Genomic DNA, 26,742 nt, shown 5'->3' on the forward strand with positions numbered 1-26,742 from the left:
GTTCTTTCGGAGGTGGCTGGTGGCAATCGATCTGACGTACGCGCCCGAGGTGGTGGCGCTGATCGAGAAGACGCGCGACTTCACGCGCAACGTAGTGCTCCCCATCGAAGACGAACACGCCGGTGACATCGCTGTAGCGGGTGGCGATGCAATCCGCATCGAGATGCAGTCGGCAGCAAAAGAAGCCGGTGTCTTCGCCCCGCATGCGCCGATCGAGTACGGCGGACACGGACTCAACATGAGTGATCGCGCGCCGGTCTTCGAGGAAGCCGGCTACTCGCTATTCGGGCCGACGGCGCTCAACATCGCGGCGCCGGACGAGGGCAACGTTCACATGCTGGCCCACGTGGCGAACGAAGCACAGAAGCAGCAGTTCCTCGCGCCGCTCGCAAGCGGGGACATGCGGTCGGCATTCGCCATGACCGAACCCGCGCCCGGAGCGGGATCCGATCCCTCGGCTTTGAACACCCGCGCCGAAAAAGTCCCCGGTGGCTGGAAGATCAACGGTAAGAAATGGTTCATCACCGGCGCCGACGGCGCCGGGTTCTTCATCATCATGGCGCGCACGTCCGGCGAGCCCGGGCAGCGCGGCGGAGCGACCATGTTCTTGGCGCCGACGGACACTCCCGGCCTGGTAGTGGGTCGACACATCGACACCCTCGACAAGGCCATGATCGGTGGGCACTGCGAGGTCACGTTCGAGGATCTCTTCGTACCCGACGAGGCCGTTCTCGGTGAGGTCGATCAAGGTTTCGCCTACGCGCAGGTTCGCCTCGGTCCCGCCCGCATGACGCACGTGATGCGCTGGCTCGGTGCAGCGCGCCGCGGCCACGACGTCGCCGTGGCCAGAGTTGCCGAACGAGAAGGCTTCGGCTCGAAACTCGGTGATCTCGGAATGATCCAGAAGATGGTCGCCGACAACGAGATCGACATCGCAGCCAGCCGTGCACTTCTGGTGCAGGCCTGCTTCGAACTCGATCAGGGCGGGCACGCGAGCAACGCGACGTCCATCGCCAAGACCTACGCTGCCGAGGCGATCTTCCGGATCGTGGACCGCTCCATTCAGATGTGTGGCGGAATGGGCGTGTCCGGCGATCTGCCGCTGGCACGCTTGTCCCGCGAAGTGCGTCCCTTCCGCGTCTACGACGGCCCGTCCGAGGTTCATCGCTGGGCAATTGCGAAACGTGTTGTCGGAGCTGCGAAGCGCGCTGCTCGCGAGGAGTCGAAGTGACGGACTTTCCAGGACTCGATCTCGCGGCGCTCCACAAGTATCTGCAAGCCGCTGGCGTCGAGGTGAGCGGTGAGTTGCGAGCCGAACTGATTTCAGGCGGCAAATCCAATCTCACCTACGGTATCTTCGACGACAACTCGAAGTGGATTCTCCGTCGTCCACCCACGGCCGGCCTCACGCCGTCGGCGCACGATGTTGCGCGCGAGTTCCGAATCACCTCGGCGTTGCAGAACACCGCCGTGCCGGTCGCGCCGACCGTCGTGCTGTGCGAGGACGCCTCGGTGATGGGTGCGTCGTTCACGGTGGTCGAGTTCGTCACCGGTCAAGTGATCCGAACCAAAACCGAGTTGGAAGCTGTTCCGGCAGCGCAGGTCACGCAGTGCACCGACGAGTTGGTGCGTGTTCTCGCTGCACTGCACGACGTCGACTACACCGCAGTGGGTCTCGGCGAACTCGGCAGACCCGACGGTTACGTAGCCCGCCAGGTGAAGTTGTGGGCCGGTCAATGGTCACGCGTCAAGACCGAGGACTCGGCCGACGTGGACAGGTTGGCGTCGAGCCTCGCGGAATTGATTCCGGCGGAATCAGCCTCGTCGATCGTTCACGGCGACTACCGGATCGACAACACGATTCTCGCGGCGAACGACGTCACCAAGGTTGCCGCAGTGGTGGACTGGGAACTGTCGACGCTGGGAGATCCGCTGGCGGACATCGCGATGATGTGCGTCTATCGGCATCCCGCGCTGGATCTGGTTCTGGGTGAGCCTGCTGCGTGGACGAGCCCGTCGCTACCGTCCGTTGTCGATCTGGCGCAACGGTATTCGTCCGTTTCGGGTCGTGAACTGGCGCATTGGAACTTCTACATGGCGCTCGGGTTCTTCAAACTCGCCGTCGTGGCGCAGGGCATCGATCACCGATTCCGAGCAGGAGCCACCGTCGGCGGGGGATTCGACAAGGCTGGATCTTCTGTGCCGGAACTGATCTCGGCCGGACTCAACGCACTGCAAGGGAAATTCGAATGACTCGATCAGCACTGGTCACCGGCGCCTCCAAGGGAATCGGGCTCGGCATCGCAACACGCTTGGCTTCGCAAGGGTACGGGCTGACCATCACGGCGCGTGATACCGAGCGGCTCGCCGTTGTCGCCGAAGAACTTACCCGCGCCGGATCGCCGGACGTCGTCGTCTCGGCCGGCGACATGGCGGACGAGAACTTCGCCGCAGCACTCGTCGCCACACACAATGAGCGATTCGGCTCCATGAGGGCTCTCGTCCTCAACGCCGGAGTGGGAACCAGTGGGCGAGTAGCGGATTACCCGATGCGACGTTTCGACAAGACCGTTGCCGTCAATCTCCGAACACCGTTTGCACTATTGCAAGCGTCGCTGCCGCTCCTGCGTACAGCGGCGGACGCGGACCTTGCCGGCGGAGCGAAGGTGATCGCTCTCGCCTCGATGGCCGGTGTGTATGCCGAGAGCGGCCTGGCCGTCTACGGAGCCACCAAAGCTGCGCTGATTTCGATGGTCGAGGCACTCAACGCCGAGGAATCCGGAAACGGCGTCAGTGCGACGGCCATCGCTCCCGGTTACGTCGACACCGACATGTCGGCATGGACACACGATCGGATCACACCGGACACCATGATCAAGGTCGACGACATCGTGGAGTTGGTGGACGGTCTGCTCAAGCTCTCGTCTCGAGCGGTCGTTCCGAAGGTCGTCATGGCGCGGGCCGGGACCAACGGCTACTCCGCCTGAAATTTCAATCCAGCTTGGCTTCGCCCCGCTTGCGAAAGAAGTGAAAGCCAGGCACCCCGACGATCGCCTGCCGCAGGTCCTTGACCACTCCGAGGAGTTCGTGGATCTCGGGCGAGACGGAGTCCAAGGTTCCGAGGATGGGCAACACCGCGGCCACCCGGTCGGTGAGCTCCGGTAGTTGGTCGATCAGCTTGATCGCGGCGCTGACCTCTGCCTCGGAAAGGTCGTCGGCGAACCTGGCGGCCAGCGGCGCGAGCTGTAGGGCGATGGGCTCGTAGATCTCGAGGAGTTGTCCCGCGATGTCCGACGTCTGCTCGACGGCCTCGACCAGTGTCTCAGCGCGAACGGTCACGGCGGCAGCTCCGATGACGACGCGGTCGGCGTTGTCGGCGATCTGGTTGATGCGCGCCACCAACCTCTCGACCGAGAAGAGGAGCGCCTCGAGTCGAGTGGGCAGGGTGACCGCAAAAGCGACCGTGGACAGGGACCAGTGCACCACGTCGCCGACGGAGCGGACGACGGTGGAGCTGCCGGGCAAAACTAGAGCCATCCCTCGATACTGCCTGATGTGACGTCAAAGTACAGGTAAATCTCACATTCACGAGGCCCGCGGCGTCTTCGAGGTGTCGGTGCCGGCGCGGACAATCAATTCACCCGCTGCCTGCCGCACCGCGCAACCTGGAAGGATCGAGACATGACGGCTATCCGTACGCACACTGTGATCGACTCGCCGATCGGAGCGTTGACGCTGGTAGCAGCAGGTGACGACCTCTGCGGGCTGTACATGGCGGAGCATCGCCACAAGCCGGACGAGTCCACGTTCGGTGATCGTTCCTCGGCGGTCTTCGCTGAAGTCGAATCGCAGCTCACCGAGTACTTCGAGGGTGATCGCACGGAGTTCTCCGTGCCGCTGGCGCCCGTGGGTACCGAGTTCCAGAAGCGGGTGTGGGACACCTTGCGAACGATCCCGTACGGCGAAACCTGGACCTACATGGAGCTCGCGCAAACTTTGGGTAACCCGCTTGCGATCCGTGCCGCCGCCGCGGCAAACGGCAAGAATCCGATCAGCATCATCGTTCCCTGTCATCGCGTGGTCGGTAGCGACGGAAGTCTGACCGGTTTCGCCGGCGGCCTCGAACGTAAGCGGTTCCTGCTCGACCGCGAGCACGGCGGCGAATCGGATGTCCTCTTCTGATGCGCTCGGCTCACAATTCGGTGATCGGGAACGTCTACCGGTCGTGACACTCAAACCGTTCGAAGACGTCGTGACCGAATACGGTGCAGTGGTCCTCCGTGTCTGCCGCGCGGTGGTCGGGCCCGTCGACGCCGAGGACGCGTGGTCCGAGACGTTCATCGCAGCGATGCGGGCATATCCGGATCTGAATCCGGACGCGAACATCGAAGCCTGGCTGGTCACCATCGCGCACCGCAAGGCAATCGACATCACCCGAGTGCGCGCCCGGGTGGCCGTGCCGACAGACGACGTTCCGGAGTTGCCGACGCGAATCGGCGTACCCGGAACGTGGGATCACGAACTCTGGGACGCACTCGAACAGCTACCGCTCAAACAACGTGCGGCAGTCGCCTATCACTTTCTGGGTGGGCTGCCGTACGCAGAGATCGCGGACATCCTCGGCAACACCCCGGCGGCCGCCAGACGCGCGGGTGCGGACGGTATCGCCACACTACGAAGAACCTACTTGTCCGCTACCGCTGCGGAAGGGAGTCACTCATGAGTAACGATGTGTTCGAGGCGCTTCCAGCCGTTGACGCTGACGCCATGATCCGCCTACGGGCGCGCCTGGCTGCTCAGGCGTCCGAAGCTGAATTGATCGACGTGGCATATCGAACCGTCGATTCGCCGGTCGGAAAGCTGCTCCTGGCGGCGACCGATGTCGGCCTGGTGCGGGTTGCCTTTGCCGTCGAAGGGCACGACCTCGTTCTGGAACGTTTGGCGGACACCGTCAGCCCCCGTGTGCTTCATTACCCGCGCAGGCTGGACACTGTCGCTCGCGAGTTGGACGAGTACTTTGCCGGTGCGCGTCGAGAATTCGATCTGCGCTTGGACTTCCAACTCGCGAAGGGGTTCCGACGCGAAGTGTTGCGTCATCTTCCCGAGATCGAATACGGCCACACTGCAAGCTATTCGGTGGTCGCGGCAGCATCGGGAAGCCCACGTGCGGTGCGTGCCGTAGGGACCGCATGTGCAAAGAACCCGCTGCCGTTGGTGGTCCCGTGTCACCGGGTGGTGCGCAGCGACGGCAGCCTCGGGCAGTACGCGGGTGGCCCCGAACTGAAAGCGATTCTGCTGGATCTGGAAGCCGGCCGGTGAGCGCAGTGACGCTGCGCTTTCAGGCGCCCTATGCAGTCGAACCGCTCACCGGTGCCCTGCGGGCTCACTGCGTCGCAGGCCTCGAGCGTCACGACGACGGTGTTCACACCAGAGTCGTACCGTTGCCTTCCGGACCCGTTGTCGTGTCGGTGTCGTGGACCGACGACGGTGTCGTCGTGGATTCCGATGTGCCGGTAACGGATTCCGCAGTGCTGGAGGTGATCGTGCGCCGTTGGCTCGACCTCGACGCCGATCACACTGCTGTCGAAGCGGCGTTCGGTAGTGATGAGTTGTTGGCCCCACTTGTTGCCGCCCGTCCAGGATTGCGTGTGCTCGGTTCGGTGGACGGGTTCGAGACCGCAGTGCTCACTGTTCTGGGACAACAGGTTTCGCTCGGCGCGGCGAGGACGTTCGGTGGTCGTTTTGTCAGCGCATTCGGGGTACCGGTGCAAGGGGATTTTCTTGCCTTCCCTGATCCGGACGTGGTTGCAGCGCAATCAACCGAGGGCATACAGAAAGCCGTCGGATTGACCACAGCGCGCGCAAGAACAGTGCACACGCTGGCAACTGCGGCAGCGAACGGCCTCGACCTCTCCTGGAATGCGGATCCTGTCCAATTTCGGCGAGAGCTGTTGGCGCTAAAGGGGATCGGACCGTGGACCGCTGACTATCTCACCGTCCGGATTCTCGGTGATCGCGACGCATTCGTGCCCGATGATCTGGTGTTGAAACGTGCGCTGGGGGTCTCGACGGCCAAAGAAGCCGCAGCGTTGTCCGAGCGCTGGCGACCCTGGCGAGCCTACGCGCTCTTTCATCTGTGGACCAAGGAAGCGTTTCTGTAGTCGGTCAGTCTTTCGCGCGCGCCAGTTCGGACGGCCACCAAATACGTTTCCCGATGTCGTGAGAGAGTGCCGGCACCAGGACGCTGCGCACGATGATCGTATCGAGCAGCACGCCGAAGGCCACGGCAAATCCGATCTCGGCGAGGAAGACCAGTGGCAGGATGCCCAGTACGGCAAATGTTGCGGCCAAGACGATTCCGGCTGACGTGATCACACCGCCCGTCACCGCAAGACCGCGCAGTACACCTGCGCGGGTGCCGAATTCTCCGGTCTCCTCCCGGACTCTGGTCATCAGGAAGATGTTGTAGTCGATACCCAGCGCGACGAGGAAGACGAAGGCGAACAGCGGGAACGATTGATCCGCCCCGGCGAACCCGAATACGTGTGTGAAGAAGAATCCGCTCACACCGAGGGTCGCCGCGAATGAAAGCACCACGGTGACAATGAGAATCACCGGGATCAGCAGAGCACGGAGCAAAGCGGCCAGAACCAGGAAGATCACCACCAGCACGATCGGGATGATCAGGTTTCTGTCGCGGACCGAGGCCGCCTGGACATCAAGGGTGGTGGCCGTGCTGCCGCCGACGAGCGCGTCGGCGCCGGGCACGTCGTGGACGGCAGTCCGCAGTTGCTTGACAGTTTCGAGTGCCTCCGGCGAATCGTAGGAGTCGGCGAGGGTTGCATTGATCATGGTTCGGCCGTCGATCGGTGCAACGGTGAAAGCCGCAGGGGCGCAACCCGCAGCGGCGGCTTGTGCGACGGCAGCGGGGTTGGTCTTGATCAAATCGCTGACCTTCGCGACGTCCACCTGGGTGCAGACGGCGCCGGGATCCTGCGAGATACCTTCGACGCCGCTGGCTGCTTTGATGACGGCGTCGGCCTGGTCGGCGTTTGCGGTGATCACGGCCGGTGCGCCGGCTCCGGGATCGAACTTCGAGTCGTAGAGTTCTTGTCCGACAACGGCGTCGGGACGATTGGTGAAGCTTTCGGTGGATGTCAGGCCATCGGTTTTGAGACTGCCGATCCCGGCCGCGAACAGGATGATCAACAACACTGTGGCGCCGATCCACAGTGGGCGGTCCTTGCTACCGACGGCCTCGGCGATCTTGCCCCACATCCCGTGCGTCGTAAGGTCTGCGGCGTGATCGACCTTGGGCTTGCGCGGCCAGAAGACCCACCGTCCGGTGGCGGCCAGAGCGACCGGCATGAACGTCATCATCACCAGATAGGTGCAGGCGATCCCGATGGCGGCGACGGGTCCGAGGCTCTTGTTGGAGTTGAGTTGAGAGAACGTCAGGCAAAGCAGACCGAGAATCACGGTGACAGCCGAAGCGGTGATGGCCGGCGCAGACTCGCGCCAGGCCTTGATCATCGCGTCGAAGCGGTTGGGATACGTGTGCAATTCTTCGCGATAGCGAGAGATCAAGAGTAGGGCGTAGTCGGTACCGGCACCGATCACCAACACGAAAAGGATGCCTTGAGACTGTCCGGTCAGAGTGAGTAATTCGGCTTTCGCGAGAAAATAGATCACCATCGACGACAAACCGATGGCGAGGAGCGCGGAGAACAGCGGGAAGAACCACAACACCGGCGATCGGTACACGACAAGCAGGATGAGGATCACGACCAGGAGTGCCGCGCCAAGGAGCGCTCCGTCCAGACCGGCAAAGGCGTCGATGAACGCAACGAGTAGCCCACCTGGCCCGGCTGGGAGTACCTCGACATCACCAGCTGCTTGTTTTGCTGCGTCGATGACGTTCTGCTCGGTGGTCGCCAGGACATCGCCTGCCACGGATGTGTCTCCGTCCTTGGCGACGAGTGGCACGAAGATCGACGCAGTTGTGCCGTCGGCGGAGTACTGAGTGGGCTGCATACCGTCGGCGTCTACCCCGGAGATGCCGGCAATGGCGCCGTAGGCCGAGTTGATTGCAGATTTGTCCGCCTCGGTGAGGGCCGAATCTCTATGGAACAGAACAAATCCAGGGATCGTCTCGACTGCGAGGAAGTTCGCGGATTGGTTGCTGACGATTGTCGATTCGGCGGAACTCGGGAGGTACGAGGCGTTGTCGTTCTTTTGAACCTCGGCGAGTTTGCCCTGGAAAGAACCGCCGAATCCGCCTGCGACGAAGGCGAAGATCGCAAGGGCGATCACGGTGAAGATCGGCACGCGAAGGCGCTTCACGGCTCCGCTGTCGTTCCGTTCTGCGTCAGTTGTGTCCAGCTTGGTCATGGTTCTCCTCGAACGCAGTCGACCAGCACCAACAAAGCAACGTTTTCCAGTAGAACACGCAATACGGGCGCGGTGGAACCACTTGGCGTGGAATTGACGACGCTACGAAGTGCCTTTGCCGTAAGTCTCGCGGGCTGCGACGTCCATGGGAAAACGGACGACTGTGTCGCCGAACAACAATCGAGTTGCCGAAGCCGCGGCGGCCAGCACGTGGGCGGTACCTGACTCGGGATTTCGGGTATGCACGACTACCTCGTCGTGCTGGAAGAAGACCAACTCGCCGTCCGGATCTTCGGCGAGGCGGCGCCTGAGGTCGGCCAGGAGGCACAGCGCCCACTCGGACGCAGTGGCCTGCACGACGAAGTTGCGCGTGAAACGACCGCGGGCGTGAGCGTCGCCGTGGGAGTAGAAGTCGGGAGACGGTGGGGGACAGGCCCGGCCGAGCAGTGACTTCACCACCTCGCCGCGCTCACCTGCCTTGGCAGCTTGCTCGACGTACTCGACGGCGACCGGGAATCGCTTCCGCAACAAGACGAGCAGTGCTTTGGCTTCACCCGCCGTCGCCCCGTACAGGACTCCGAGGATTGCGACCTTGGCTTTTGCGCGATCCCCGCCGAAGGCTTCTGCACCGACAAGTGCGTACAGATCGTCGTCGCCGGCGGCAGCCATCATGCGGCGGTCGCCGGACATGGCGGCCAGAATTCGGGGTTCGAGCTGACCGGCGTCGGCGACGACGAACACGTGGCCCGGATCTGCGACGACGCTCGAGCGCATGGTCTTAGGAATCTGGAGGGCCCCGCCGCCCCGGCTCGCCCACCTGCCGGACACGACACCACCGGGAACGTAGATCGGGCGGAATCGATCGCCCCGCACCCAACTGTCCATCCACTGCCAACCGTTGGTGCTGTACAGCTTGGCGAGTTCGCGGTGACGTAGGAGCAGCGGCACAGCCGGATGATCGATTTCCTGCAGAAACCACTTGCGCGTCGACGGTAGTTCGATGCCCTGACGTCCGAACGCCTCGGTGATCTCCACCGAAGACGAAGGATTGACGGTGCGCCCGAAGACCTCACTGATCTGTGCGGCAAGTTCCTGCATGCGTGCGGGGAGGTCGTATCCCGTCGGCCGCGGCCCCAGCCGTTCTTCGAGGAGTTCGCGATGCTTCTGCGTCGAGAACGGAAGGCCCGTGTGCGTCATCTCGGCGGCGCTGAGAGCGCCGGCCGATTCTGCTGCGATCAACAAGTCCAGTCGAGCGTCCGCGCCGATGGTTGCGCGCTGCTCGGCGAATTCGGTGACGACGGCGAGGGGATCGAGAACGGGTGCAGTGTCGAAGAGTCCGAGTCGATCGTCGTCGAACTCGTCGGCGGGCGGTGACGGTTTGCCGGCGCGCATTCCGAGTATCGCGCGGGTCAGGGAGATGTCGTGGCACCGTTGAACCCGTACGCCTGCCCGCAGTAGAGGTGGGTACACGGTCGCCGTACTCGGCCACACCCACCGCGGGTGCTCGGCTTCCTCGATGGTGCGTACCGCTGCGATCAGGTCGGGGTATTCGACGGGATCGGCGAGCGGCGTTCCAGCGGGATCGGTCCGTAGGACAGTTGCCGTCACAGCTCCCGTGGACGTCGTACTACCGGGGACCAGGACAACTCGCACGACATCAGTGTGACGGCTGGGTCCGACACGCCATCGCTCGGCGTGCTCAGGCCCTGACGAACCGGATGTGTTGACCCGGGCGGGCTTGGCCGAGTCGGTCGATATCTGCGTCCGCGACCACTCCCACCACCGGATAGCCGCCGGTGATGGGGTGATCGGCGAGGAACACGACAGGTTGGCCGCTGGGTGGGACCTGGATCGATCCGAGTGCCACGCCTTCGGTGGGCAGTTCGGTGTCGTCTGTTCTTCGAAGTAGTTCGTCGGCGCCGACGCGATCGACGCGTGCGCCGATTCGGTCCGAGTCGGTCGAGATCGCCCATCGGCCATGGAGGAGTGTTTCGGGGTTGGTGAATCGATCTGCGCGAGGACCGAACACCACTCGAATGGCGAGAGTCTCGTTTGCCATCGGCGGCACCGGTGCGAGGTCGACGGCTGAGAACGTGGTCGGCGATGGCCCGATCGGGAGAAAAACACCAGGCTCGAGAGGCGCCGGACCGATCCCGGACATCGTGTCGGTGCTGCGCGATCCCAGGATCTCGGGAACCACAATGCCGCCTCGGACGGTCAGATACGTCCGCAGTCCACTCGGTGCGTAGTCCAGGCGGACGGTCTGCCCAGCCCGCAGATCGATCACGCTCGAATGCCCGACCGGAATGCCGTCGCGGTAGGCCTGTGCAGGCGCACCGGTGAACGCGATCGTTGTCGGTTGCTGCGCCCGAAGACTCAGCCCGCCCAGGAGGACCTCGACACCGGCTGCGCCCTCGTTGTTGCCGACGAGCCGATTGCCAAGCCTGAGAGATCGCCTGTCTGCCGCACCGGAAACCCCGACACCCGAGCGAAGATGACCTATCCGTCCGAGGTCCTGGATCAGGCTCAGCGGCCCGGTGTCGAGTATCTCGAGGCCGTTCATCGTTGTTCCTCGTTCACGAAGCGCACGCGTCTGCCGGGCTGAACGGTGGCCGGTGGTGTGGCGTTCAGATCCCACATCACGGCATCGGTGCTCCCGATGATCTGCCAGCCACCCGGTGATGCACGCGGGTAGACCGCGCTGTATCCAGCGGCCAGGGCGACGGAACCGGCAGGCACAGCGGTTCGTGATTGCGTTCGACGCGGAACGTCGAGCCGAGTGTCGCCTGAAGTCAGGTAGGCGAAGCCGGGTGCGAATCCGATGAAGGCGCAACGCCACATTGCCCCGGTGTGGGCCGCAACCACCTCGGATCGGCTCATACCAAGTGACTGTGCGACGTCGTCGAGGTCGGGCCCGTCGTACCTGACGGCGATGGTGAGTGCATCCGTCTCGAAATGCTCGTCTGTGGTCGCGGCAGAATCGGTCTGCTCGAGATCGTTCAAGCGCTTCCGGACGTACGTGAGATCTGCCGCCGGGGTGCACGTGACCAGGACCGTGCGAGCTGCGGGGAGGAAGTCTTCGACCCCGACCGGGGTGTTACGCGTCAGTGCTTCGGTGAACGCGAGAACGCCAGCTTCGGAATCGAAGTCCACGAGCAATGCGCGTTCTCCCGCGGGAAGTATGCGAGTCACCGGGAGGGCTCCCTATCGACTCGAGTCCGCTCCACGTCCGTTCGCATCGCGGCGATGAAACTCGCGATGGTGGCTCGCTCTGTGGCGGTGTAATTGCCGAGGGTGCTCACCGCCCGTGAAATGAGTGGGCCGAAGTAACTCTCGCCGAGTGCGGCTGCGGTTGGTGTGACCTGCAAGAGCACCCGCCTGCGGTCTGCTGAGTCTCGCTCCCGAGCTACGTGGCCCGCTTTGACCATCCGGTCGACGAGCGCGGTCACCGACGCCGAGTTGATACCCAGCTGTGCGCCGAGCCAGCCTGGTGTCGCCGGTGTGTCCGAGCGCTCGGCATCGAGAAGGCAGATCAACGCGCGCACGTCGGTGGAGTGCATTTTGTACTTGTTCGCAAAGCCGGAAACCGCCACGTTCAAGTCGACGGTAAGTGCGCGAAGCGAGTGGACGATCGCCATCGCTTCGTCTTCTGCATCGCCGACGCTCAAGGATGCCTCCAGCCCTGGTGTGTTGTCTCTCGATTGTCTACTATCTCGATAATCGAGAGAAATGGGGGTGGGGGATGGACTTCAATCGCGCATACGACGCTGTACTGACCAAATGGCCGCAGAAACCGCTGGGTGTGGATCTCGCGGGGCGGTTCGGTAGCACTCACGTGAACGTCTGTGGACCTGCAGACTCGCGGCCGTTGATCCTTCTGCCTGGGGGAGGTGCCACTTCGACGGTGTGGTTCGACAATGTTTGGGGCGCTGTCGAAATCCCGGCGTGTTTTTGCCGTCGACACGCTGGGTGATGCCGGACTCAGCATTCCGAATGGTGATCGGATGAAGTCCGTCGACGATCTGATCGAGTGGATGGACTCGATAGTTGATTGCACCGGGGCCGACACCGTCGATGTGATCGGACATTCCTACGGCGCGATGATTGCGTTGGCCTTTGCGCTGCATCGACCTGATCGTCTCGGCAAACTTGTTCTGCTCGACCCTAATTCGAGTTTCTCCGGCATGAAGGCGGGCTACCTTCTGCGTGCGCTTCCGCTGTTGCTCTCCCCGTCGCGAGCGCGCCGACGGCGACTGTTGGATTGGGAGACAGGTGAGTTGAGTATCGACTCCGACTGGCTGTCTCTTGTGGAAGTGGGCACTTCGGATCTACCGCGACCCGATCTCGTAGTGCCTCGACGTCCTTCGAAGGAGGCCTTGAGCGCACTGGATGTCGAGTTGCTGGTGGTCCTCGCACAAGACGGACGGGTGCATGATGCGGAATCCGTGTCGAAGTCAGTGCGGGAGAGGGTTCCCGCAGCGCGTGTCGAGGTGCTGAAAGCTTCTTCGCATCACAGCATTCCGATGGTTCCCGCCGATGAAATCAACCGGGTGCTCGTCGACTTCTTGGAGGGCTAGCGGATCAGGGTGCGACGACGCACCCCGGACCGATCGGTGTCGCCGGATTGACATCGACCGTTGTGACCGGCCCGCCCGCGGACGTCTGGTAGGCCATCAGAGAGTGTTCGCCCGGTGCAGTCGGAGTCCACAGCGTGACGGCGTGGCCGAGTACGACCGGCAAGGTGAAGTAGGGATTGACGGTGTCCCAGATCAGTTCCTGCGGGAACATGGTCGACGCCCGGTTCATGTCGACAATCGAGACGTTCGGCTCGTTCAACGCTGCTGTCCTGGCAACCACCAGATACGTGCAGCCCGCTCCGTACGGCGTCGTCGGTCCGCTGCTGAGACCCGGAAGGATCGTGACGTCGACTACGTCCGCGGAAGCTGACGTCGCGGAACAGATGGCTGCGCCCGCGCAGAGGGCGGCGGCGATCACGGAAGTGCGAGCGATACGTGAAAGTGTCATACCAGCAGGTCGGTTTTATCTGGGTGGGTGTTACAGGCAGACTGACCGGATGCGCGCACTTCACGTTCTGCTGGCCGGCTTCGGCTTCCTGCTGGGGTTCCTGATTATTGTTGTCTCCGGCCTGATCGAGTGGGCGTCCTTCGCCTCCCGAACCGATTTCGCCTTCGTCGGTGACTCCGCCGTGTCGGTTGGTGTTTCCAACGAGGCGATCTACACCGCCGTCGCTGCTCCACTGGTGGGTGCACTGTTGGGCTGGGTGTCAGCTGTCATCGCGACGAGGTTCGGGTGGAGCCTCACTCGTGGGGGTGCCACGCCGGCAAGCGAGTGACCAGGCAGCGGACCCGCTTGCTGGTCCGTGGGTTATGAGGAAAGGCCCCGACCTCCATCGAGGTCAGGGCCTTCCTTTGCGCCGAGCTACTTCTGTGTCGAGCTACTTCTGTGTCGAACTACTTCTTCGAGACGCGGAGCAGCTTCTTGTTGACGAACTCGTCCATTCCCCATGGACCCAGCTCGCGGCCGACTCCGGAGCGCTTGACTCCGCCGAAGGGCAGACCGGGCAACGTCGTTCCGTGCTCGTTGACGAACGCCATTCCCACGTCGAGATCTGCAGCGACCGACCGGGCGGAATCGAGATCGCTACTCCAGACGGATCCGCTCAGGCCGTAGACCGACGAATTGGCAAGTTCCACAGCCTCGCTGGCCGACTTGACCTTGTAGACGACTCCGGCAGGTCCGAACAGTTCTTCGCTGTAGGCCCGCATGTCCGGTGTCACGTCTGCGAGCAATGTCGGTTGAACGTAGGCGCCCGGGCCGTCGATCTTCTTTCCACCGGTCAGCAGCGTGGCACCCTTGGACACAGCGTCGTCGATCTGCTCGATCAGAGTGTCTGCCGCGCTCTGCGAAGAGAGCGGACCCAAGACTGTGGATTCGTCCAACGGGTCACCGGCAGTGACGGATTCGAAGGACGTCGCCAACTTGTCGGTGAAGTCGTCGTAGAAATCTTCGGTGACGATGAAACGCTTGGCCGCGTTGCAGGCCTGGCCGGCATTGGACAGACGTGCCTTGGTTGCGGACTTGACGGTGGCATCCATGTCGTCGGAATCGAGGACGATGAACACGTCTGATCCGCCGAGTTCGAGGACGACCTTCTTGAGATTGCGTCCGGCAGTTTCGGCGACGCTGGTTCCGGCGCGTTCGCTGCCGGTCAGTGACACACCTTGAACTCGGGGATCGGCGATCATGTCCGCGATCTGCTCGTTGGTCGCGAAGACGTTGACGTAGGCGTCGTCCGGCAATCCGGCTTCTCGCAGAATCTCTTCCATCAGCAGCGCCGACTGCGGACAGTTCGATGCGTGCTTGAGAATGATCGTGTTACCGAGCATCAGATTCGGTGCCGCGAAGCGGGCGACTTGGTAGTACGGGAAGTTCCACGGCATGACGCCGATGAGAGCGCCGATCGGTCGCCGGTACACAACCGACTCCTCGGCCCCGGGAACGTCGAGTCGTTCTTCCTCGAGCAGTGCCGGACCGTGGTCTGCATACCACTGATAGATCGCGGCCGAGAGTTGTACTTCGCCCTTGGCCTCGCGGACCGGCTTACCCATCTCCAAGGAGATCATTCGGGCCAGTTCGTCTGCGCGCTCTGTGTACAGTTCGGCGGTCTTGCTCAGGACTGCCGCACGCTGCTGTGGCGCACTGTTGCGCCAGGTCAAGTAGCCGCGATGCGTGTTCGCAAGTGCGGCTTCAACTCCGGCGTCATCCAAAGTATCGAATTCCCTGACGGTTTCACCTGTCGCGGGATTGACTGTTTTGTAATTAGCCATAGTTGTACAACGTGCGGAAGGGGCTCGAAGATTCCCGAAACGCGCAATCACATTGAATCGGCTCAACAGGTTTCGATCAAATCCCGGCTGGGTACCATGTCACGCCACCTTGCGGCGATGGGTGCGCTCGTAGCCCTTGCGGTCGTAGAAACGGGTGGTCACGATGCCGAGTACGACGCCGATCAGTAGACCCACCAACGTCATCCAGACGGCATGCAGCAGGCCTGCCTCACCGCGTGCGCCGAAGAACAGGATCGATCGCGTGCCCATGTAGATCTGGTGCATCGGCTCGAATTGCGCCAGCCAGGCATACAACCTGGGGCTGGCTTCGAGGGGGATGGTGCCACCGGACGAGGGCAGCGCGAGAATGACGAACACGAACAGGTTGATCAACATGCCCAACGAGCCGAACGCGGCCATCACCGACATCGCCGTGATGCCCACCGCTGTGATGACCAGCGCGCCGTACTCCCACAATGCAAGCCCGTGAGTGACCGGCATTCCGAGGGCGCGACTGATCCACTGGAACAACGCGGAGACTATGCCGGACAACACGATCATGAATGCCCATTTGACGAGCAGCGTTCGAAACCTGTTGATACCCACAACGTCGTTCTGAACGAAGAGTGGACCGAATTCGGTAGGCGCGTATCCGAGCATGCCGTCCACCAAGGAATTGACCACGGTTGCTCCGGTGAATCCCGCAAGGACCAACAGCAGCGCGAAATAGAATGCCACCAAACCGAATCCGGTTCCGTCGGGAAGTGGATCGTGGGCAACCGTGAGTACGTTCACCGGGTTTTCGAGCAGCAGGCGGCTCGCTCCGGAGATCTGGGTTCCGGTGCCTCCCGCTTCCAACTGCGCGGTGACAAGGGCGGTGAGTTGCTCGCCCATGTTCTTGTTGACTGAGGCGAGGGCTGTGGTTCCGATCGACTGGACCAGCGATGCCGAGACGGAACCGGCGCGAGGATTGGTGTAGATCGTGATGATCGGTTGCTCTACGTCACCGGCGACGACGCTGGCCTCCGCCAGGATGATCGTCCTCTTCGTGAAATCACTGGGAATCACGATCGCGCCGTACAGCGTGCCGGAGTTCAACCGCGATTGGGCTTCGGCGATACCGATCTGCTGCAGGTCGATCTTCTGGTGGTCGATTCCGCTTTCGAGGCCGGCGACGATGTCGTTTCCGAAGTTCTTGCGGTCGGCGGGGTCGCCACCGGGGAGGGTGTCGCCCTCGTCCTGGTTGACCAGGGCGATCGGGAACTGGTCCAGGTGTTTCTTGGGGTCGAGTATCCCGCCCATGTACAACGCTGCCAGCGCAGACATCAAGAGGGTGACCACTATCAATGGTGTCAACCAGAATCGTGGTGTGTGCATGACGGTGCGGGCAGACGGCTCCGTGTTCTTGCTCATCGTCAGTCGACCGGCTTTCGTTCGCGCGGAGTTCCTCGGGCTGAGCGTAAACGCAAAGGTGCGCCGGGGCAGTCTTTCGATCTGCCCGCGGCGCTGGAGACCTGTCCGGTCGGCGACAGGCCGGATTGCCGGCAGTCTCATCCGAAAAGGCTGAGAACGGATCGGTAGGGTATGGCCCGCGGCAACCCTGCCGAGACGATTTCGGAGAAACCGTTGACCAACGTGCTGATAGTTGTCCTGATACTCGTAGTGATCGCTGCCGTCGTGTTTGTGGTCCTGCGTGGACGCCAGGGCAAGCCGAATGCTCGCGTCGACCCGCTCGCCGACTATCCCGAGGTGTACGACCCCCACAAGATCGGGGTCGGCGACATCATCACGTACGCGGGTATCGACCATGTTGTTCGAGGGACCATCACGCTCGACGAAGAGGGGTACATCTGGCGTGAGCACCTTCTCGACGGTTCGACCGGTCGTCGTTGGCTGACGGTCGAGGACGACGAGGGCGAATTGGAGATGACTCTCTGGATGCGTCGAGAAGGAACCAACCTGGTCCCGAACGGCGACGTCATTCTCGACGACAAGGTTCACCGCAAGATCGAAAGTGGAACGGCGAAGTTCACGGCCGAGGGTACGACGGGTACGGCCCCTTCCGGCTCGATGGAATACGCGGACTATGCGACCGCAGACAAGACCGGCCTGATTGCATTCGAGAAGTGGGCGCGCGGACAGTCGTGGGAGGTTTCCACGGGACGGGCGGTCACTCGCAGCGAACTCACTGTCATCCACTCGGGCCCCCCGGAATGAGCCTGTATCTACTCGACGTGGAGCCGACCGACGTGGATGCCTCGGCACTGGGGTTGGTACTGGGAGCTCCTGCGCCACCGACCCTCGCCGAGTTGGTGATCGGAACTTCCGACGCGACGCTGACCCTCGGAGTGCTGGGGGCTTCGCACGTGGTGACGGCCTGGGCGTCGGGAAAGAAACTGACCGAACAGGTTTCGTGCGATGCTCTTGCAGTCGGCGGTGAACCACTGCCGGCAGTGGAGTCCACGGAAAACTACCGGTTCGAGTCTTCCTCGCTGATCCTGGACCGAGTCGAATTCGATTCGGAAGCTGCATCGTTGAGAGAGTCCGCCGGCCAGGACGGTTGGATCTGCGGATCCTTTCCCGGCGACGACACAGCGTTGACCGCGTTGTGTGGCGTGCGAGACCGCCAGGGGTGGAGTTGGCAGAGTTGGCATTTGTACCCGGGGGAGGGGACAGGAGTGATCGTGAAGACGCGCAGTAGGTGGCGCCCGTGAGGGGGCGGACGTGGTTTGCTCCGGTGATGGTGGCGGCCGCAATTATGTTGTCGGCGTGCGGTGGTGGAGCCAAAGACTTCATCGCGGACAACTATTCCAAGACGTCCCAGGATGGCGACGTCGTGTTGTACTCGTCGAAAGATCCAGTGGGCACGACCGTCTCACGGATTGTCGACGCGGACGAACCAGCGGCGCGAAGTGCTGACGGCGGCAACGAATACCTGCGCTACGACGACGACATCGTCACTGTCAGTTCGGCTTCGGGCGGTGGCAGCACCATCAAGGTAGAGGACATCGACGGCACGTATCGCAGCGGCGGATACGCGTACCTGGGACCGGGTTTCAACCCGGGATCCCCGGCGGGTGGAAGCAGTGGCAGCGGCGGTTCGGGTAGTGCCAAATGACGGTAATGCTCAATGAGAAGGAGAACGGCGTGACGAACATCTTTGCATCCACTTCCGTCGAGATCGGGACGGTGGATCCGGCATTGCTCGTCGGTGGCGTTCTCGGCACCCTCGCCTACTTCGTCGTCGGTGCAGCGGTTCTGGCGACGGGATTCCTGGTCCTCGACCTCATGACACCCGGAAATCTCCGCCATCAGGTTTACGTCGACAAGAATCCGAACGCCGCGATTCTGTTGGCCTCCAATCATCTTGCGCTGGCGATCATCGTGGTGACGGCAATCCTGACCAGTTCGGACGGCTTTGCTCAGGGACTCGCCGACTCCGCGGTGTACGGACTGTTCGCGATCGTGTTGCAAGCGATCGCGCTGCGATTGATGAACGCATTCCTTCCCGGCAAGCTGGTTGCGCTGGTGCAGGATCCGAAGATGTGTGGCGCCGCGTGGGCTGTGGGTGTGAGCTTGCTGTCCATCGGTTTGGTGAACGCCGCAGCGCTCACCTGATGGTTGCCGCTGATCCCGATGTGACAGTTGACGAGCGTTCGACGATGCTCGGCCCGCGCGCACGCGTCCTTCTCCTTGCGGCGGTTGCGGCGTGCGCTGCGTGTGGCCTGATCTACGAGCTGGCCCTGTTGACACTCAGCGTGAGTCTGACCGGCGGCGGCATCACCCAGACGTCGTTGATCGTCGCGGGATTTGTTGCGGCTCTGGGTATCGGAGCGCTGGCCGCCAAACCTCTGCTGGGACACGCTGCCGCTTCGTTCGTGACGGTCGAGATACTGCTCGGGCTGATCGGCGGATTCAGTGCCGTCACGCTGTACGTGACCTTCACGTTCTTCGGTTCCAGCGCAGCAGTTCTGGTGGCGGCGACCGCGCTGATCGGCATCCTCGTCGGTGCCGAAGTGCCTCTGCTGATGACGCTCTTGCAGTCCGGTCGCAGCGACAACGACGCACAGAGCACCGGAAAGGTACTGGCCAACCTCAATGCCGCCGACTACCTCGGCGCATTGATCGGTGGTCTGCTGTGGCCGTTCGTACTGTTGCCGTGGGCGGGAATGATTCGCGGTGCCGCACTCACCGGCATGATCAATCTCGTGGCTGCGGCAGTGGTCGCGCTGATACTCCTTCGGTGGCAGCTCAGCCTGCGCGCACGATCGATCGCCGTCGTCGCAATGCTGTTGGCAGCAAGTTTGATCGGATGGTTGCTGATCGCAGCGTCGGACATCGAGACCACATCGAGGCAGCGGCTCTACACCGATCCCGTGGTGGCCGCCGAGCGATCGGTGTACCAGGAAATCGTCGTCACCGAGCGGGGGAACGACGTGCGCCTGTTCCTCGACGGAGACCTGCAGTTCTCCAGTGTCGACGAGCATCGGTACACGGAGTCGCTGGTGTATCCGGCCCTGGTGAACGACCCCCGGCGCGTGCTGATTCTGGGCGGCGGTGACGGCCTCGCTGCACGGGAAGTGCTGCGAATGAACAGCGTCGAGCAAATCGTTCAAGTGGAACTCGATCCGGCAGTCATCGAGTTGGCCAACACGCGTCTTCGTGATCTGAACGAGGGAGCGCTCGAGGATCCACGGGTGGACGTCGTACTCGACGACGCGTTTCGGTGGCTGCGAGAGCGTCCGGAACCGGGTTTCGATGCGGTGATCGTCGACCTCCCGGATCCCGACACCCCCGCACTCGGCCGCTTGTATTCGATGGAGTTCTACGGACTTGCCGCTGCCGCGATGAATCCGGGCGGGCTGATGGTCGTCCAATCCGGCAGCCCGTACTCGACGCCGGATGCGTACTGGCGAACGGTGTCGACGGTATCGGCTGTCGGACTGAGTGTCTCGCCCTATCACGTTTTCGTGCCGAGCTTCGGTGACTGGGGATACGTGCTCGCGCAAAGAGGTTCCACGCCGGCGGAGCTTCGTCTGCCCGCTGATGTGCCGAATCTGAGGTTCCTCGACGAGCCCACCCTGGCGTCGGCCTCGGTGTTTCCTCGCGATCGCCCGAGGCGGGAGTTGGAGCCGTCAACACTCGACCGGCCGCGCATCGTCGACGATATGCGCAAGGGCTATGAACGCTGAACTCCCGACCGAGTAGCTTGAATCGAGACTCTCGGCCACGACGGAGGTACGGATGACTGTTCGGATCGAGGAGCACGCACCGGGAGTTCGGTTGCTCACGATGAAGCGCAGGAAGCATTCGCAGCTTTTCATGAAGAAGAGGTGATCGAAATGAACGGTGCACAGTCGCTCATCCAAAGCCTGGTCGACTCGGGCGTCGAGGTGTGCTTCGGCAATCCAGGAACGTCCGAGATGCATTTTGTCGCCGCACTCGATTCCGTTCCGCAGATGCGTGCGGTACTCGGCTTGTTCGAGGGCGCCGTCACCGGTGCCGCGGACGGGTACGCGCGTATCGCCGGAAAGCCTGCCGCGACGCTGCTTCATCTCGGCCCCGGAATGGCGAACGGACTGGCGAACCTTCACAACGCGCGCCGCGCCCACACCCCCATCGTGAACATCGTCGGGGACCATGCGACCTACCACCACGGTTTCGACGCTCCACTCGAATCGAATATCGACGCGCTGACCGAGTGGCTGGAGGGGTGGAGTCGACGTTCCGAATCCACCGCGACCGTCGGTAGCGACGCGGCCGACGCCGTTGCCGCCTCGATGAATCCGCCCGGGCACATTGCCACACTTGTCCTCCCTGCCGACGTCTCGTGGGGCGAAGGTGGAGTTCTTGCGGGTCCTCGGGACATACCGCCGCGGGCGGAAGTTTCTGCAACACAGATCGACTCGGTGGTGGGCGCGCTCAATGCCGAGGGTCGCGCCACGCTACTGCTGGGCGGCGCAGCCTGTTCCGAAGCTGGGCTGCGCGCCGCTTCCCGAATTGCGGTCGCGACCGGTGCACAGATTCTGATCGAGACTTTTCCAGCCAGGCTTCAACGAGGCGCGGGGCTACCGTCATTCGAGCGCTTGGGATACTTCGCCGAGCACGCCACCGAACAACTTCGCGGAACAACTCAGCTGGTTCTGGCCGGAGCGGTTTCGCCGGTCTCGTTCTTTGCGTATCCCGGAAAACCGAGCGATCTGGCACCGGAGGGTGCTGCGGTGACAACGCTGGCAAGCGTCGGCGACGATGTTGCCGGTGCACTGGAGACAGTGGCCGAACTCGTGGCACCGGGAGTCGAACCTGTTGTGCAGGAAGCGAATCGGCCGGCGCTGCCGAGCGGGCCTCTGGACGTTCGAAATTGGGCCGACGTGATCGGCGCCCTGCTGCCAGGCGACGCCATCATCTCCGACGAGGCGGCGACTTCCGGTTGGGCGATCCCGATTGCCCTTGCCGGAGCGCCGCGCCACGACGTGCTCACGCTCACCGGAGGTGCCATCGGCCAGGGCATCCCGGTGGCGACGGGCGCCGCTGTGGCAGCGCCGGAGCGACCGGTGATCAATCTCGAAGCCGACGGAAGCGCGATGTACACCATCACGGCGTTGTGGACGCAGGCGCGAGAGATGTTGAACGTCACGACGATTCTGCTCAACAATCGCGCATACGCCATCCTGCGTGGCGAACTGCAACGAGTCGGCGCAGAAGGTGGCGGCGTCGTCGCACAGTCGATGTTGGATCTGTCATCTCCGAACATGGACTACGTCAAGATCTCCGAGGGGTTGGGAGTGCCCGCGTCGCGGGCGAACACAGCGGAGGAGTTGGCCGAACAGTTTGCCGCAGCGCTGGCGGAACCCGGCCCGCATCTCATCGAGGTCATGCTGCCTCCGACGTCGTGATTTCGACCTCGAATCGATCGTCGATCGTGCATTCAACTGGAGGTTTTCGGTGCTAGCTGCGATCGGTCTGTCTCTTCCGATTGCCCTCGGCCTGCTTTTCGTCTCGATGCCCATGGCGGTGATCGTGCTCGTCATGATCACCGCTGGAGCACATCGAGGGGCGGCATCTTTTCTACTCGGGTGGGTCCTCGGAATCTCGGCAGTCGTCGCGGTGACCATCGTGATCGCGGACTATTCGTTTGCGGAGTCGGAGTCGTCGCAGACTTCGGTGTGGTCGAGCGTCGTACGAATCGTGTTGGGTCTTGTCCTGTTCGGCTTGGCATACAAGCAGTGGCGCGCGCGTCCGCGAAACGGGAGTGAGCCGACAGTTCCGAAGTGGATGAAGAGCGTCGACGGGTTGACTCCGCGGAAGGCGTTCGGGTTGGCGTTCTTGTCCGCGGCGGTCAATCCCAAGAATGCAGCGCTGGCGGTATCCGGTGCGGCCACTATCGCGGTCGCCACGAATGTCGTTGCCCAACAGATTGTTGCCGCGGTGATCTTCACGGTCATCGCGAGCGTCGGCATCGCGTCGCCGATCCTGGTGAAGGTGTTCTCCGGCAAGCGTGCCGACGAGATCCTCGCGTCCGCGAAGGCATGGATGACCGCCAACAACGCGGTGATGATGACGGTCATCCTGACGATCCTCGGTGCGACCGTGCTGGGCGAGGGGCTCAGTGGGCTGCAATAGGTCGCCTACCATTGGCGGGTGACTGATTTCGACGACGACGCTGCCGGTTCCATTGCCTCCGCTGCTTTGGCTGTTCTGCGCGAGCAAGGCCCGCTGAGTCTCGAAGAGTGGGCGACCCATCTCGAGGAGTACGGAACTGCGACCGAGTTGGCCGATGTACTCGAGTACCTGTCCGAACCGATGCTCGGGTACCTGCCCAACGGAAAGTACGTCGCTCTCGACACGGTCCTCGAAGGGCTCGTGTTCACTCACCGGCTCAGCGAAGTCGAAATTGCGTCGGACATCCTTGACGCGAGCCCCGACCTGGAACCGATCTTGGCATTCGGCGACGACGACGGGGCGATCCGGGTGGCCCTGGCGGAAGAAGCAGCCTCCGAACGCGGAGCTGCTCCCTTCCGGAGTCGACGAGTTGTGGTACTTCCGGCCGGAACCCTCGGCGAGTGCGCCGACGGTGATCTCGTCGGCTTGGCTGTCGAAGACGGAACACTTGCGTTTCGTCTGGTCGAGATCGAGGACGAACCCGATCTTGCTCCGGCGCTCGGCGAACTCTTCGAGGAGGACGGAGTCGAGGCCCTGGATTCTGTGTGCTGGCAACTCCTGATCGAGGATCCGTCACTCTTCACGGTTCCTGTTGCGCCGCTGGGTGAGATCTTCGAGGTGGCAGGTTACGAGCACGAGCGTGAGCTACTGGCTCGGCGGGGATTCGACTTCGACGCCTACGACCTGCAGATTCGGACAGCCTTGGTGGCCAGTACCTACGACCTGACCCACGACGAGGCAGTCTCTGCCGTTGCGTTTGTCGATCTGGCGGACCGCGGATACACCGACGCGGTCATCGCCGACTTCGATATCGCGGACTGGGCCCACCGTCATGTGAGCGCTGCTCCGGACTCTTTTGTCTCACTGGCAGATCCGGGTGCTGCAGTGGCCGTGTTCGATCTCGGATTTCGGAATCAGGACCCGGTGACCGACGCAATCCTCGAAGCGCTTGCCTCCGAACTGGCCGAGCGAGGGCCACGGTCGGTCAGGGCGGCGGCTCATTGGCTCGCCGGTAAGGCCGTCGATCGGCTGGGGCGCGTCCTCGAAGCGGAGGCGCACTACGAGAAAGCTGTCCTTGCCGAATCCGGTTGGGGTCCGGCTTTGTTCGAGCTGGCTCAGTTCGCGTCGGACCGCGGCGATGCGACCCGGGCGCTGTCACTGCTCGGGCGGATCGACGGCGGAACCGAAGAGAATCTCTACGCCGTACTGCAGGACTTCGTCCCAGCCGATCACCCGGAACTCGGACGAAACGACAAGTGTTGGTGCGGTTCCGGCCGCAAGTACAAGGTCTGCCACCTCGGAAAGGCCGATGAATCCGTCAAGGCGGACGGTCGGTGGCTGTACAAGAAGGCATGCCTGTTTGCGTTCGCCTCCGAATTCGTCGACATCGTGACCGGGCTCGACGATCTCGAAAACGAAAATCTCTCCGAGGACGAACTGATCGCGGCCACGATCTTCGACGGCTCGGCACTGGACGTCGCTCTGTTCGAGGGTGGAATCTTTGCCGAATTCTTGGCCAGACGCAGCGAACTACTTCCGGAGGCGGAAGTTGTGACAGCCGCACAGTGGCTCGGAATCCGGAGGTCGGTGTACGAGGTGATCGAAACGTCCGACACCGGCGTCGTGCTGCTCGATCGTGGGTCCAAGGAGACCGTCACGGTTGCTCACTCGGTCGAAGGCAAGCCAGGTGATGTGATCAGTGCTCGGGTCCTGACGGCCCCCACTGGAGCGTTTGCGGTGGGTGTTGTGGTCATGGCAATGGAATCGCAGGCTGCGAGGGTGCTCGAGGTTCTCGCTTCCGAAGATCTCGAGGCCGAAGAACTGGTGCGCGAGTTGCGTGGAGGCGCCGATCACTCGACCGATGACCGGTGACGATGTATCGAGTCGACCCCGTTAAAGTTGGATAGGTGAACGAACCGATGGATGCCAATGACTTGATCGCCGAAGCCGCGATGGAGTTGTTGCGTGAGCACGGCCCGCAGACAGCGGCGGACTGGGGCACCCTGTTGGCTGACGCCGGGCACGGTACAGCCGAGGACATGACCGAATTCGTCGAGTACGTCGAGGACCCGTTGCTCGGATACTTGAGTGAGGAGCGGTACGCCGCACTCGACACGTTGTTCGAGCATCGAGTGTTGACCCATCGCCTCACCGAAGCGGAGATCAAGTCCGGCGTTCTCGACGCGAACCCCGATCTGATGATGCTGCGGGTTTTCCTCGATCGTGACGACGACGAAATCCACGGCATCAGCGTCGTGCACCGCGGGACCGACGACGATCTTTTGGCTGATCGTGGGATCGAAGATCCGGAGTTCCCACACGACGAAGGCTTTCTGCTCGACACCGACACCCTTGCCGAGTGCTCGGTAGGTGACTTGATCGGATTGTTCGTCGCTGACCGTGAGCTGACACTCTGCACCATCCCCGAGGTACTGGATCCCGCACCCGGATTCGGCGAGAGTCTGGGGACGGTCCTCGCAGACACCGGTGCTGACACCCTCGATGCCATTGTCTGGCAATTGATGCTCGACGAGCCGTCGCTGTTCCGTCAGCCGACCGCACCGCTGGGCGAAATGCTCGAGGCGGCAGGTTACGTCCGCGACGGTGATTACGTTGCGGTCGACGGATTCGATTTCGAGGCGTACCACCTGGCGAACCGGGCTCGCATGCTCGAGGTCCGCGAGAATCTGCACCCCGAAGAAGCCGCGTCGGTGATCGCCTTCGTCGATGTGGTCATGGCCGCGAAAGCCGAAGGCGTCGACGATGTCTCGGACTGGGCGCGCAAGAAGATCAAGGAGGATCCGCAGGCCTTCGCAGGCCTCGCCGAGCCGCCCGCGGCTGCGGCAGCGTTGGAGCTGTTGTCCGAACTCGACGATCATGATTCCGTATTGCATTCTGTTGCAACTGCTCTCGCCGAAAAAGGGTCGCGTCGTGTCAAGCCGGCAGCGCACTGGCTGGCGGGCAAGGCTTCGGATCGTCTCGGCAAGATCCTGGCCGCTGAGGCGTCGTACGAATCAGCGCACGATCTCGATCCCGACTGGACTCCCGCGATCTTCGATCTGGCGCTACTGGCCGCCGATCGAAGCGATGTGACGCGCGCGCTGGCTTTGCTGGGCCGAATCGAGGGTGGCGAGTCCGAGGTTCTGCACGAGGTTCTTCAGCGCTACGCCCCGGCCGAGCACCCCGAACTCGGACGAAATGACAAGTGCTGGTGCGGTTCCGGTCGAAAGTTCAAGGTTTGCCATCTCGGTAAGTCCGAGGTGACGTTCGACGACCGGGCCAGCTGGCTCTACGTCAAGGCTCAGTTGTTCTCGCGCACGCCGGAGTACTTCGACGCCGTGTTCGATCTTGCGCTCATCCGTGCCGAGCAGTTCAACAGCGAAGAAGCACTGACGCTGGCCGTCGAAGGTGGTTTGGCCGTCGACGCTGCCTTGTTCGATGCGGGTATTTTCGCAGCTTTTGTCGAGCGCCGCGGAGAACTGCTGCCTGCCGACGAACGCGAACTGGCCGATCAGTGGTTGTCGATTCCGCGCTCGGTGTACAAGGTCGCCTCGACGGAGCCGGGACAGTTGGTGACCCTCAGCGACGTCCGCAACGGGCATCTGGTGAAGGTCACGGACGAGTGGGGCTCGCTGAACCTCGAGCCAGGCACACTCGTGTGTGCTCGTGTTCTTCCGGCCGGGTCCACGATGCGCACGTTCGGTGGCATCGAACCGCTTGCGGTAGAAGACAAGAAGGAGGTGATCCAACTGATCGAGTCTGAGGACACCGAGCCGGGTCAGCTGGTGGAGTTCCTCAGCCGCGGCCTTGCCGGTGCGCCTTTCCGGTAGCGCGAACTACC

27 protein-coding genes are annotated in these 26,742 nt (G+C 62.7%); 18 read left to right on the forward strand and 9 right to left on the reverse strand.

From position 1 onward, the window contains the following. Positions 1-19: 19 nt before the first annotated feature. The 3 genes from ACN50D_RS06560 to ACN50D_RS06570 are packed head-to-tail and all read left to right on the forward strand — an operon-like array spanning position 20 to position 2,987. The gene (locus tag ACN50D_RS06560; RefSeq protein ID WP_003940162.1) at positions 20-1,231 is read left to right on the forward strand and encodes an acyl-CoA dehydrogenase family protein; all 1,212 of its coding nucleotides are present in this window, start codon (positions 20-22) and stop codon (positions 1,229-1,231) included. Continuing rightward, positions 1,228-2,253, forward strand: coding sequence for a phosphotransferase family protein (locus tag ACN50D_RS06565; protein ID WP_007729609.1), 1,026 nt, complete (start codon positions 1,228-1,230; stop codon positions 2,251-2,253). Before ACN50D_RS06560 ends, ACN50D_RS06565 begins: the two co-directional genes overlap by 4 nt. After that, on the forward strand, positions 2,250-2,987 hold the full coding sequence (locus ACN50D_RS06570) for an SDR family NAD(P)-dependent oxidoreductase (RefSeq protein WP_030537223.1): 738 nt from the start codon (positions 2,250-2,252) through the stop codon (positions 2,985-2,987). Before ACN50D_RS06565 ends, ACN50D_RS06570 begins: the two co-directional genes overlap by 4 nt. A gap of 4 nt (positions 2,988-2,991) precedes the next feature. Here the strand turns inward: ACN50D_RS06570 and ACN50D_RS06575 are convergent, their stop codons facing one another. After that, entirely contained in the window at positions 2,992-3,537 is a 546-nt protein-coding gene (locus tag ACN50D_RS06575) for a hypothetical protein (RefSeq protein ID WP_007729604.1), read from the reverse strand. A 144-nt stretch (positions 3,538-3,681) separates the two neighbouring features. Here ACN50D_RS06575 and ACN50D_RS06580 point away from each other — a divergent pair, with 144 nt between their 5' ends. Genes ACN50D_RS06580 through ACN50D_RS06595 form a run of 4 tightly spaced genes read left to right on the forward strand, consistent with a single transcriptional unit; the run spans position 3,682 to position 6,161 of the window. Beyond that, positions 3,682-4,182, forward strand: a complete 501-nt coding sequence (locus tag ACN50D_RS06580) for a methylated-DNA--[protein]-cysteine S-methyltransferase (RefSeq protein ID WP_211920951.1) — start codon at positions 3,682-3,684, stop codon at positions 4,180-4,182. After that, a complete protein-coding gene (locus ACN50D_RS06585) occupies positions 4,169-4,723 on the forward strand; it encodes an RNA polymerase sigma factor (protein WP_080961251.1) in 555 nt (184 codons plus the stop codon). The genes ACN50D_RS06580 and ACN50D_RS06585 overlap by 14 nt, the downstream gene beginning before the upstream one ends. Next, a complete protein-coding gene (locus ACN50D_RS06590; RefSeq protein ID WP_007729599.1) occupies positions 4,720-5,319 on the forward strand; it encodes a methylated-DNA--[protein]-cysteine S-methyltransferase in 600 nt (199 codons plus the stop codon). Before ACN50D_RS06585 ends, ACN50D_RS06590 begins: the two co-directional genes overlap by 4 nt. Next, the gene (locus ACN50D_RS06595) at positions 5,316-6,161 is read left to right on the forward strand and encodes a DNA-3-methyladenine glycosylase family protein (RefSeq protein ID WP_192712191.1); all 846 of its coding nucleotides are present in this window, start codon (positions 5,316-5,318) and stop codon (positions 6,159-6,161) included. The genes ACN50D_RS06590 and ACN50D_RS06595 overlap by 4 nt, the downstream gene beginning before the upstream one ends. Before the next feature lie 4 nt (positions 6,162-6,165). Here the strand turns inward: ACN50D_RS06595 and ACN50D_RS06600 are convergent, their stop codons facing one another. The 5 genes from ACN50D_RS06600 to ACN50D_RS06620 all read right to left on the reverse strand — a co-directional run bounded on the left by ACN50D_RS06600 (position 6,166) and on the right by ACN50D_RS06620 (position 12,059). After that, positions 6,166-8,391, reverse strand: coding sequence for an MMPL family transporter (locus ACN50D_RS06600; protein WP_211920949.1), 2,226 nt, complete (start codon positions 8,389-8,391; stop codon positions 6,166-6,168). Between the two features lie 102 nt (positions 8,392-8,493). Beyond that, the gene (locus ACN50D_RS06605; RefSeq protein ID WP_211920947.1) at positions 8,494-10,044 is read right to left on the reverse strand and encodes a bifunctional 3'-5' exonuclease/DNA polymerase; all 1,551 of its coding nucleotides are present in this window, start codon (positions 10,042-10,044) and stop codon (positions 8,494-8,496) included. A gap of 46 nt (positions 10,045-10,090) precedes the next feature. Further along, on the reverse strand, positions 10,091-10,954 hold the full coding sequence (locus ACN50D_RS06610) for a biotin-dependent carboxyltransferase family protein (RefSeq protein ID WP_058037623.1): 864 nt from the start codon (positions 10,952-10,954) through the stop codon (positions 10,091-10,093). Beyond that, entirely contained in the window at positions 10,951-11,583 is a 633-nt protein-coding gene (locus tag ACN50D_RS06615) for a 5-oxoprolinase subunit B family protein (RefSeq protein ID WP_003940006.1), read from the reverse strand. The genes ACN50D_RS06610 and ACN50D_RS06615 overlap by 4 nt, the downstream gene beginning before the upstream one ends. Further along, positions 11,580-12,059, reverse strand: a complete 480-nt coding sequence (locus ACN50D_RS06620) for a MarR family winged helix-turn-helix transcriptional regulator (RefSeq protein WP_083056610.1) — start codon at positions 12,057-12,059, stop codon at positions 11,580-11,582. Before ACN50D_RS06620 ends, ACN50D_RS06615 begins: the two co-directional genes overlap by 4 nt. A 249-nt stretch (positions 12,060-12,308) precedes the next feature. Here ACN50D_RS06620 and ACN50D_RS06625 point away from each other — a divergent pair, with 249 nt between their 5' ends. After that, positions 12,309-12,968 (forward strand): alpha/beta fold hydrolase, encoded by a 660-nt coding sequence (locus ACN50D_RS06625; protein ID WP_249342803.1) that lies wholly within the window; start codon positions 12,309-12,311, stop codon positions 12,966-12,968. A 4-nt stretch (positions 12,969-12,972) separates the two neighbouring features. Here ACN50D_RS06625 and ACN50D_RS06630 read toward each other — a convergent pair whose 3' ends face one another. Beyond that, positions 12,973-13,416: a hypothetical protein gene (locus ACN50D_RS06630; protein WP_064074241.1), complete on the reverse strand. Its 444-nt coding sequence runs from the start codon at positions 13,414-13,416 to the stop codon at positions 12,973-12,975. Positions 13,417-13,465: 49 nt separating this feature from the next. On the opposite strand from ACN50D_RS06630, the gene ACN50D_RS06635 reads away from it, so the two are divergent. Then, positions 13,466-13,744 carry a hypothetical protein gene (locus tag ACN50D_RS06635; protein WP_003939940.1) on the forward strand — a complete coding sequence of 93 codons (279 nt, stop codon included), beginning with the start codon at positions 13,466-13,468 and terminating at the stop codon, positions 13,742-13,744. Between the two features lie 118 nt (positions 13,745-13,862). Here ACN50D_RS06635 and ACN50D_RS06640 read toward each other — a convergent pair whose 3' ends face one another. Beyond that, positions 13,863-15,239 (reverse strand): NAD-dependent succinate-semialdehyde dehydrogenase, encoded by a 1,377-nt coding sequence (locus tag ACN50D_RS06640; protein WP_211920945.1) that lies wholly within the window; start codon positions 15,237-15,239, stop codon positions 13,863-13,865. 99 nt (positions 15,240-15,338) lie between these two features. Further along, positions 15,339-16,652 carry a YhgE/Pip domain-containing protein gene (locus tag ACN50D_RS06645; RefSeq protein WP_030537210.1) on the reverse strand — a complete coding sequence of 438 codons (1,314 nt, stop codon included), beginning with the start codon at positions 16,650-16,652 and terminating at the stop codon, positions 15,339-15,341. Between the two features lie 171 nt (positions 16,653-16,823). On the opposite strand from ACN50D_RS06645, the gene ACN50D_RS06650 reads away from it, so the two are divergent. The 9 genes from ACN50D_RS06650 to ACN50D_RS06690 all read left to right on the forward strand — a co-directional run bounded on the left by ACN50D_RS06650 (position 16,824) and on the right by ACN50D_RS06690 (position 26,731). After that, on the forward strand, positions 16,824-17,456 hold the full coding sequence (locus tag ACN50D_RS06650) for a DUF4178 domain-containing protein (RefSeq protein ID WP_050654601.1): 633 nt from the start codon (positions 16,824-16,826) through the stop codon (positions 17,454-17,456). After that, positions 17,453-17,953, forward strand: coding sequence for a DUF2617 family protein (locus ACN50D_RS06655; protein ID WP_211920943.1), 501 nt, complete (start codon positions 17,453-17,455; stop codon positions 17,951-17,953). Before ACN50D_RS06650 ends, ACN50D_RS06655 begins: the two co-directional genes overlap by 4 nt. 26 nt (positions 17,954-17,979) lie before the next feature. After that, positions 17,980-18,357, forward strand: a complete 378-nt coding sequence (locus ACN50D_RS06660) for a DUF4247 domain-containing protein (protein WP_044480673.1) — start codon at positions 17,980-17,982, stop codon at positions 18,355-18,357. Continuing rightward, a complete protein-coding gene (locus tag ACN50D_RS06665; RefSeq protein WP_042448576.1) occupies positions 18,354-18,857 on the forward strand; it encodes a DUF350 domain-containing protein in 504 nt (167 codons plus the stop codon). The genes ACN50D_RS06660 and ACN50D_RS06665 overlap by 4 nt, the downstream gene beginning before the upstream one ends. Then, the gene (locus tag ACN50D_RS06670; protein ID WP_211920941.1) at positions 18,857-20,431 is read left to right on the forward strand and encodes a polyamine aminopropyltransferase; all 1,575 of its coding nucleotides are present in this window, start codon (positions 18,857-18,859) and stop codon (positions 20,429-20,431) included. The genes ACN50D_RS06665 and ACN50D_RS06670 overlap by 1 nt, the downstream gene beginning before the upstream one ends. A 150-nt stretch (positions 20,432-20,581) precedes the next feature. Beyond that, positions 20,582-22,135 (forward strand): acetolactate synthase large subunit, encoded by a 1,554-nt coding sequence (locus tag ACN50D_RS06675; RefSeq protein WP_249342802.1) that lies wholly within the window; start codon positions 20,582-20,584, stop codon positions 22,133-22,135. 49 nt (positions 22,136-22,184) lie between these two features. Continuing rightward, positions 22,185-22,862, forward strand: coding sequence for a GAP family protein (locus tag ACN50D_RS06680; RefSeq protein ID WP_030537205.1), 678 nt, complete (start codon positions 22,185-22,187; stop codon positions 22,860-22,862). A gap of 18 nt (positions 22,863-22,880) precedes the next feature. Then, a complete protein-coding gene (locus ACN50D_RS06685) occupies positions 22,881-24,773 on the forward strand; it encodes an SEC-C domain-containing protein (protein ID WP_211920938.1) in 1,893 nt (630 codons plus the stop codon). A 35-nt stretch (positions 24,774-24,808) separates the two neighbouring features. Then, positions 24,809-26,731: an SEC-C domain-containing protein gene (locus ACN50D_RS06690; RefSeq protein ID WP_307850431.1), complete on the forward strand. Its 1,923-nt coding sequence runs from the start codon at positions 24,809-24,811 to the stop codon at positions 26,729-26,731. Positions 26,732-26,742 lie beyond the last annotated feature (11 nt).

Source organism: Rhodococcus sp. SB1D (genome assembly GCF_048573875.1).
Lineage (GTDB): Bacteria > Actinomycetota > Actinomycetes > Mycobacteriales > Mycobacteriaceae > Rhodococcus_F > Rhodococcus_F qingshengii.

Bases quoted from the DNA above. Each gene is read 5' to 3' on its own strand.
- ACN50D_RS06645 (WP_030537210.1), bottom strand. From the start codon at position 16,652: ATGAGCAAGAACACGGAGCCGTCTGCCCGCACCGTCATGCACACACCA.
- ACN50D_RS06590 (WP_007729599.1), top strand. From the start codon at position 4,720: ATGAGTAACGATGTGTTCGAGGCGCTTCCAGCCGTTGACGCTGACGCC.
- ACN50D_RS06600 (WP_211920949.1), bottom strand. From the start codon at position 8,391: ATGACCAAGCTGGACACAACTGACGCAGAACGGAACGACAGCGGAGCC.
- ACN50D_RS06575 (WP_007729604.1), bottom strand. From the start codon at position 3,537: ATGGCTCTAGTTTTGCCCGGCAGCTCCACCGTCGTCCGCTCCGTCGGC.
- ACN50D_RS06630 (WP_064074241.1), bottom strand. From the start codon at position 13,416: ATGACACTTTCACGTATCGCTCGCACTTCCGTGATCGCCGCCGCCCTC.
- ACN50D_RS06640 (WP_211920945.1), bottom strand. From the start codon at position 15,239: ATGGCTAATTACAAAACAGTCAATCCCGCGACAGGTGAAACCGTCAGG.
- ACN50D_RS06585 (WP_080961251.1), top strand. From the start codon at position 4,169: ATGTCCTCTTCTGATGCGCTCGGCTCACAATTCGGTGATCGGGAACGT.
- ACN50D_RS06650 (WP_050654601.1), top strand. From the start codon at position 16,824: ATGGCCCGCGGCAACCCTGCCGAGACGATTTCGGAGAAACCGTTGACC.
- ACN50D_RS06570 (WP_030537223.1), top strand. From the start codon at position 2,250: ATGACTCGATCAGCACTGGTCACCGGCGCCTCCAAGGGAATCGGGCTC.
- ACN50D_RS06655 (WP_211920943.1), top strand. From the start codon at position 17,453: ATGAGCCTGTATCTACTCGACGTGGAGCCGACCGACGTGGATGCCTCG.
- ACN50D_RS06675 (WP_249342802.1), top strand. From the start codon at position 20,582: ATGAACGGTGCACAGTCGCTCATCCAAAGCCTGGTCGACTCGGGCGTC.
- ACN50D_RS06670 (WP_211920941.1), top strand. From the start codon at position 18,857: ATGGTTGCCGCTGATCCCGATGTGACAGTTGACGAGCGTTCGACGATG.
- ACN50D_RS06660 (WP_044480673.1), top strand. From the start codon at position 17,980: ATGGTGGCGGCCGCAATTATGTTGTCGGCGTGCGGTGGTGGAGCCAAA.
- ACN50D_RS06580 (WP_211920951.1), top strand. From the start codon at position 3,682: ATGACGGCTATCCGTACGCACACTGTGATCGACTCGCCGATCGGAGCG.
- ACN50D_RS06665 (WP_042448576.1), top strand. From the start codon at position 18,354: ATGACGGTAATGCTCAATGAGAAGGAGAACGGCGTGACGAACATCTTT.
- ACN50D_RS06610 (WP_058037623.1), bottom strand. From the start codon at position 10,954: ATGAACGGCCTCGAGATACTCGACACCGGGCCGCTGAGCCTGATCCAG.
- ACN50D_RS06635 (WP_003939940.1), top strand. From the start codon at position 13,466: ATGCGCGCACTTCACGTTCTGCTGGCCGGCTTCGGCTTCCTGCTGGGG.
- ACN50D_RS06625 (WP_249342803.1), top strand. From the start codon at position 12,309: ATGTTTGGGGCGCTGTCGAAATCCCGGCGTGTTTTTGCCGTCGACACG.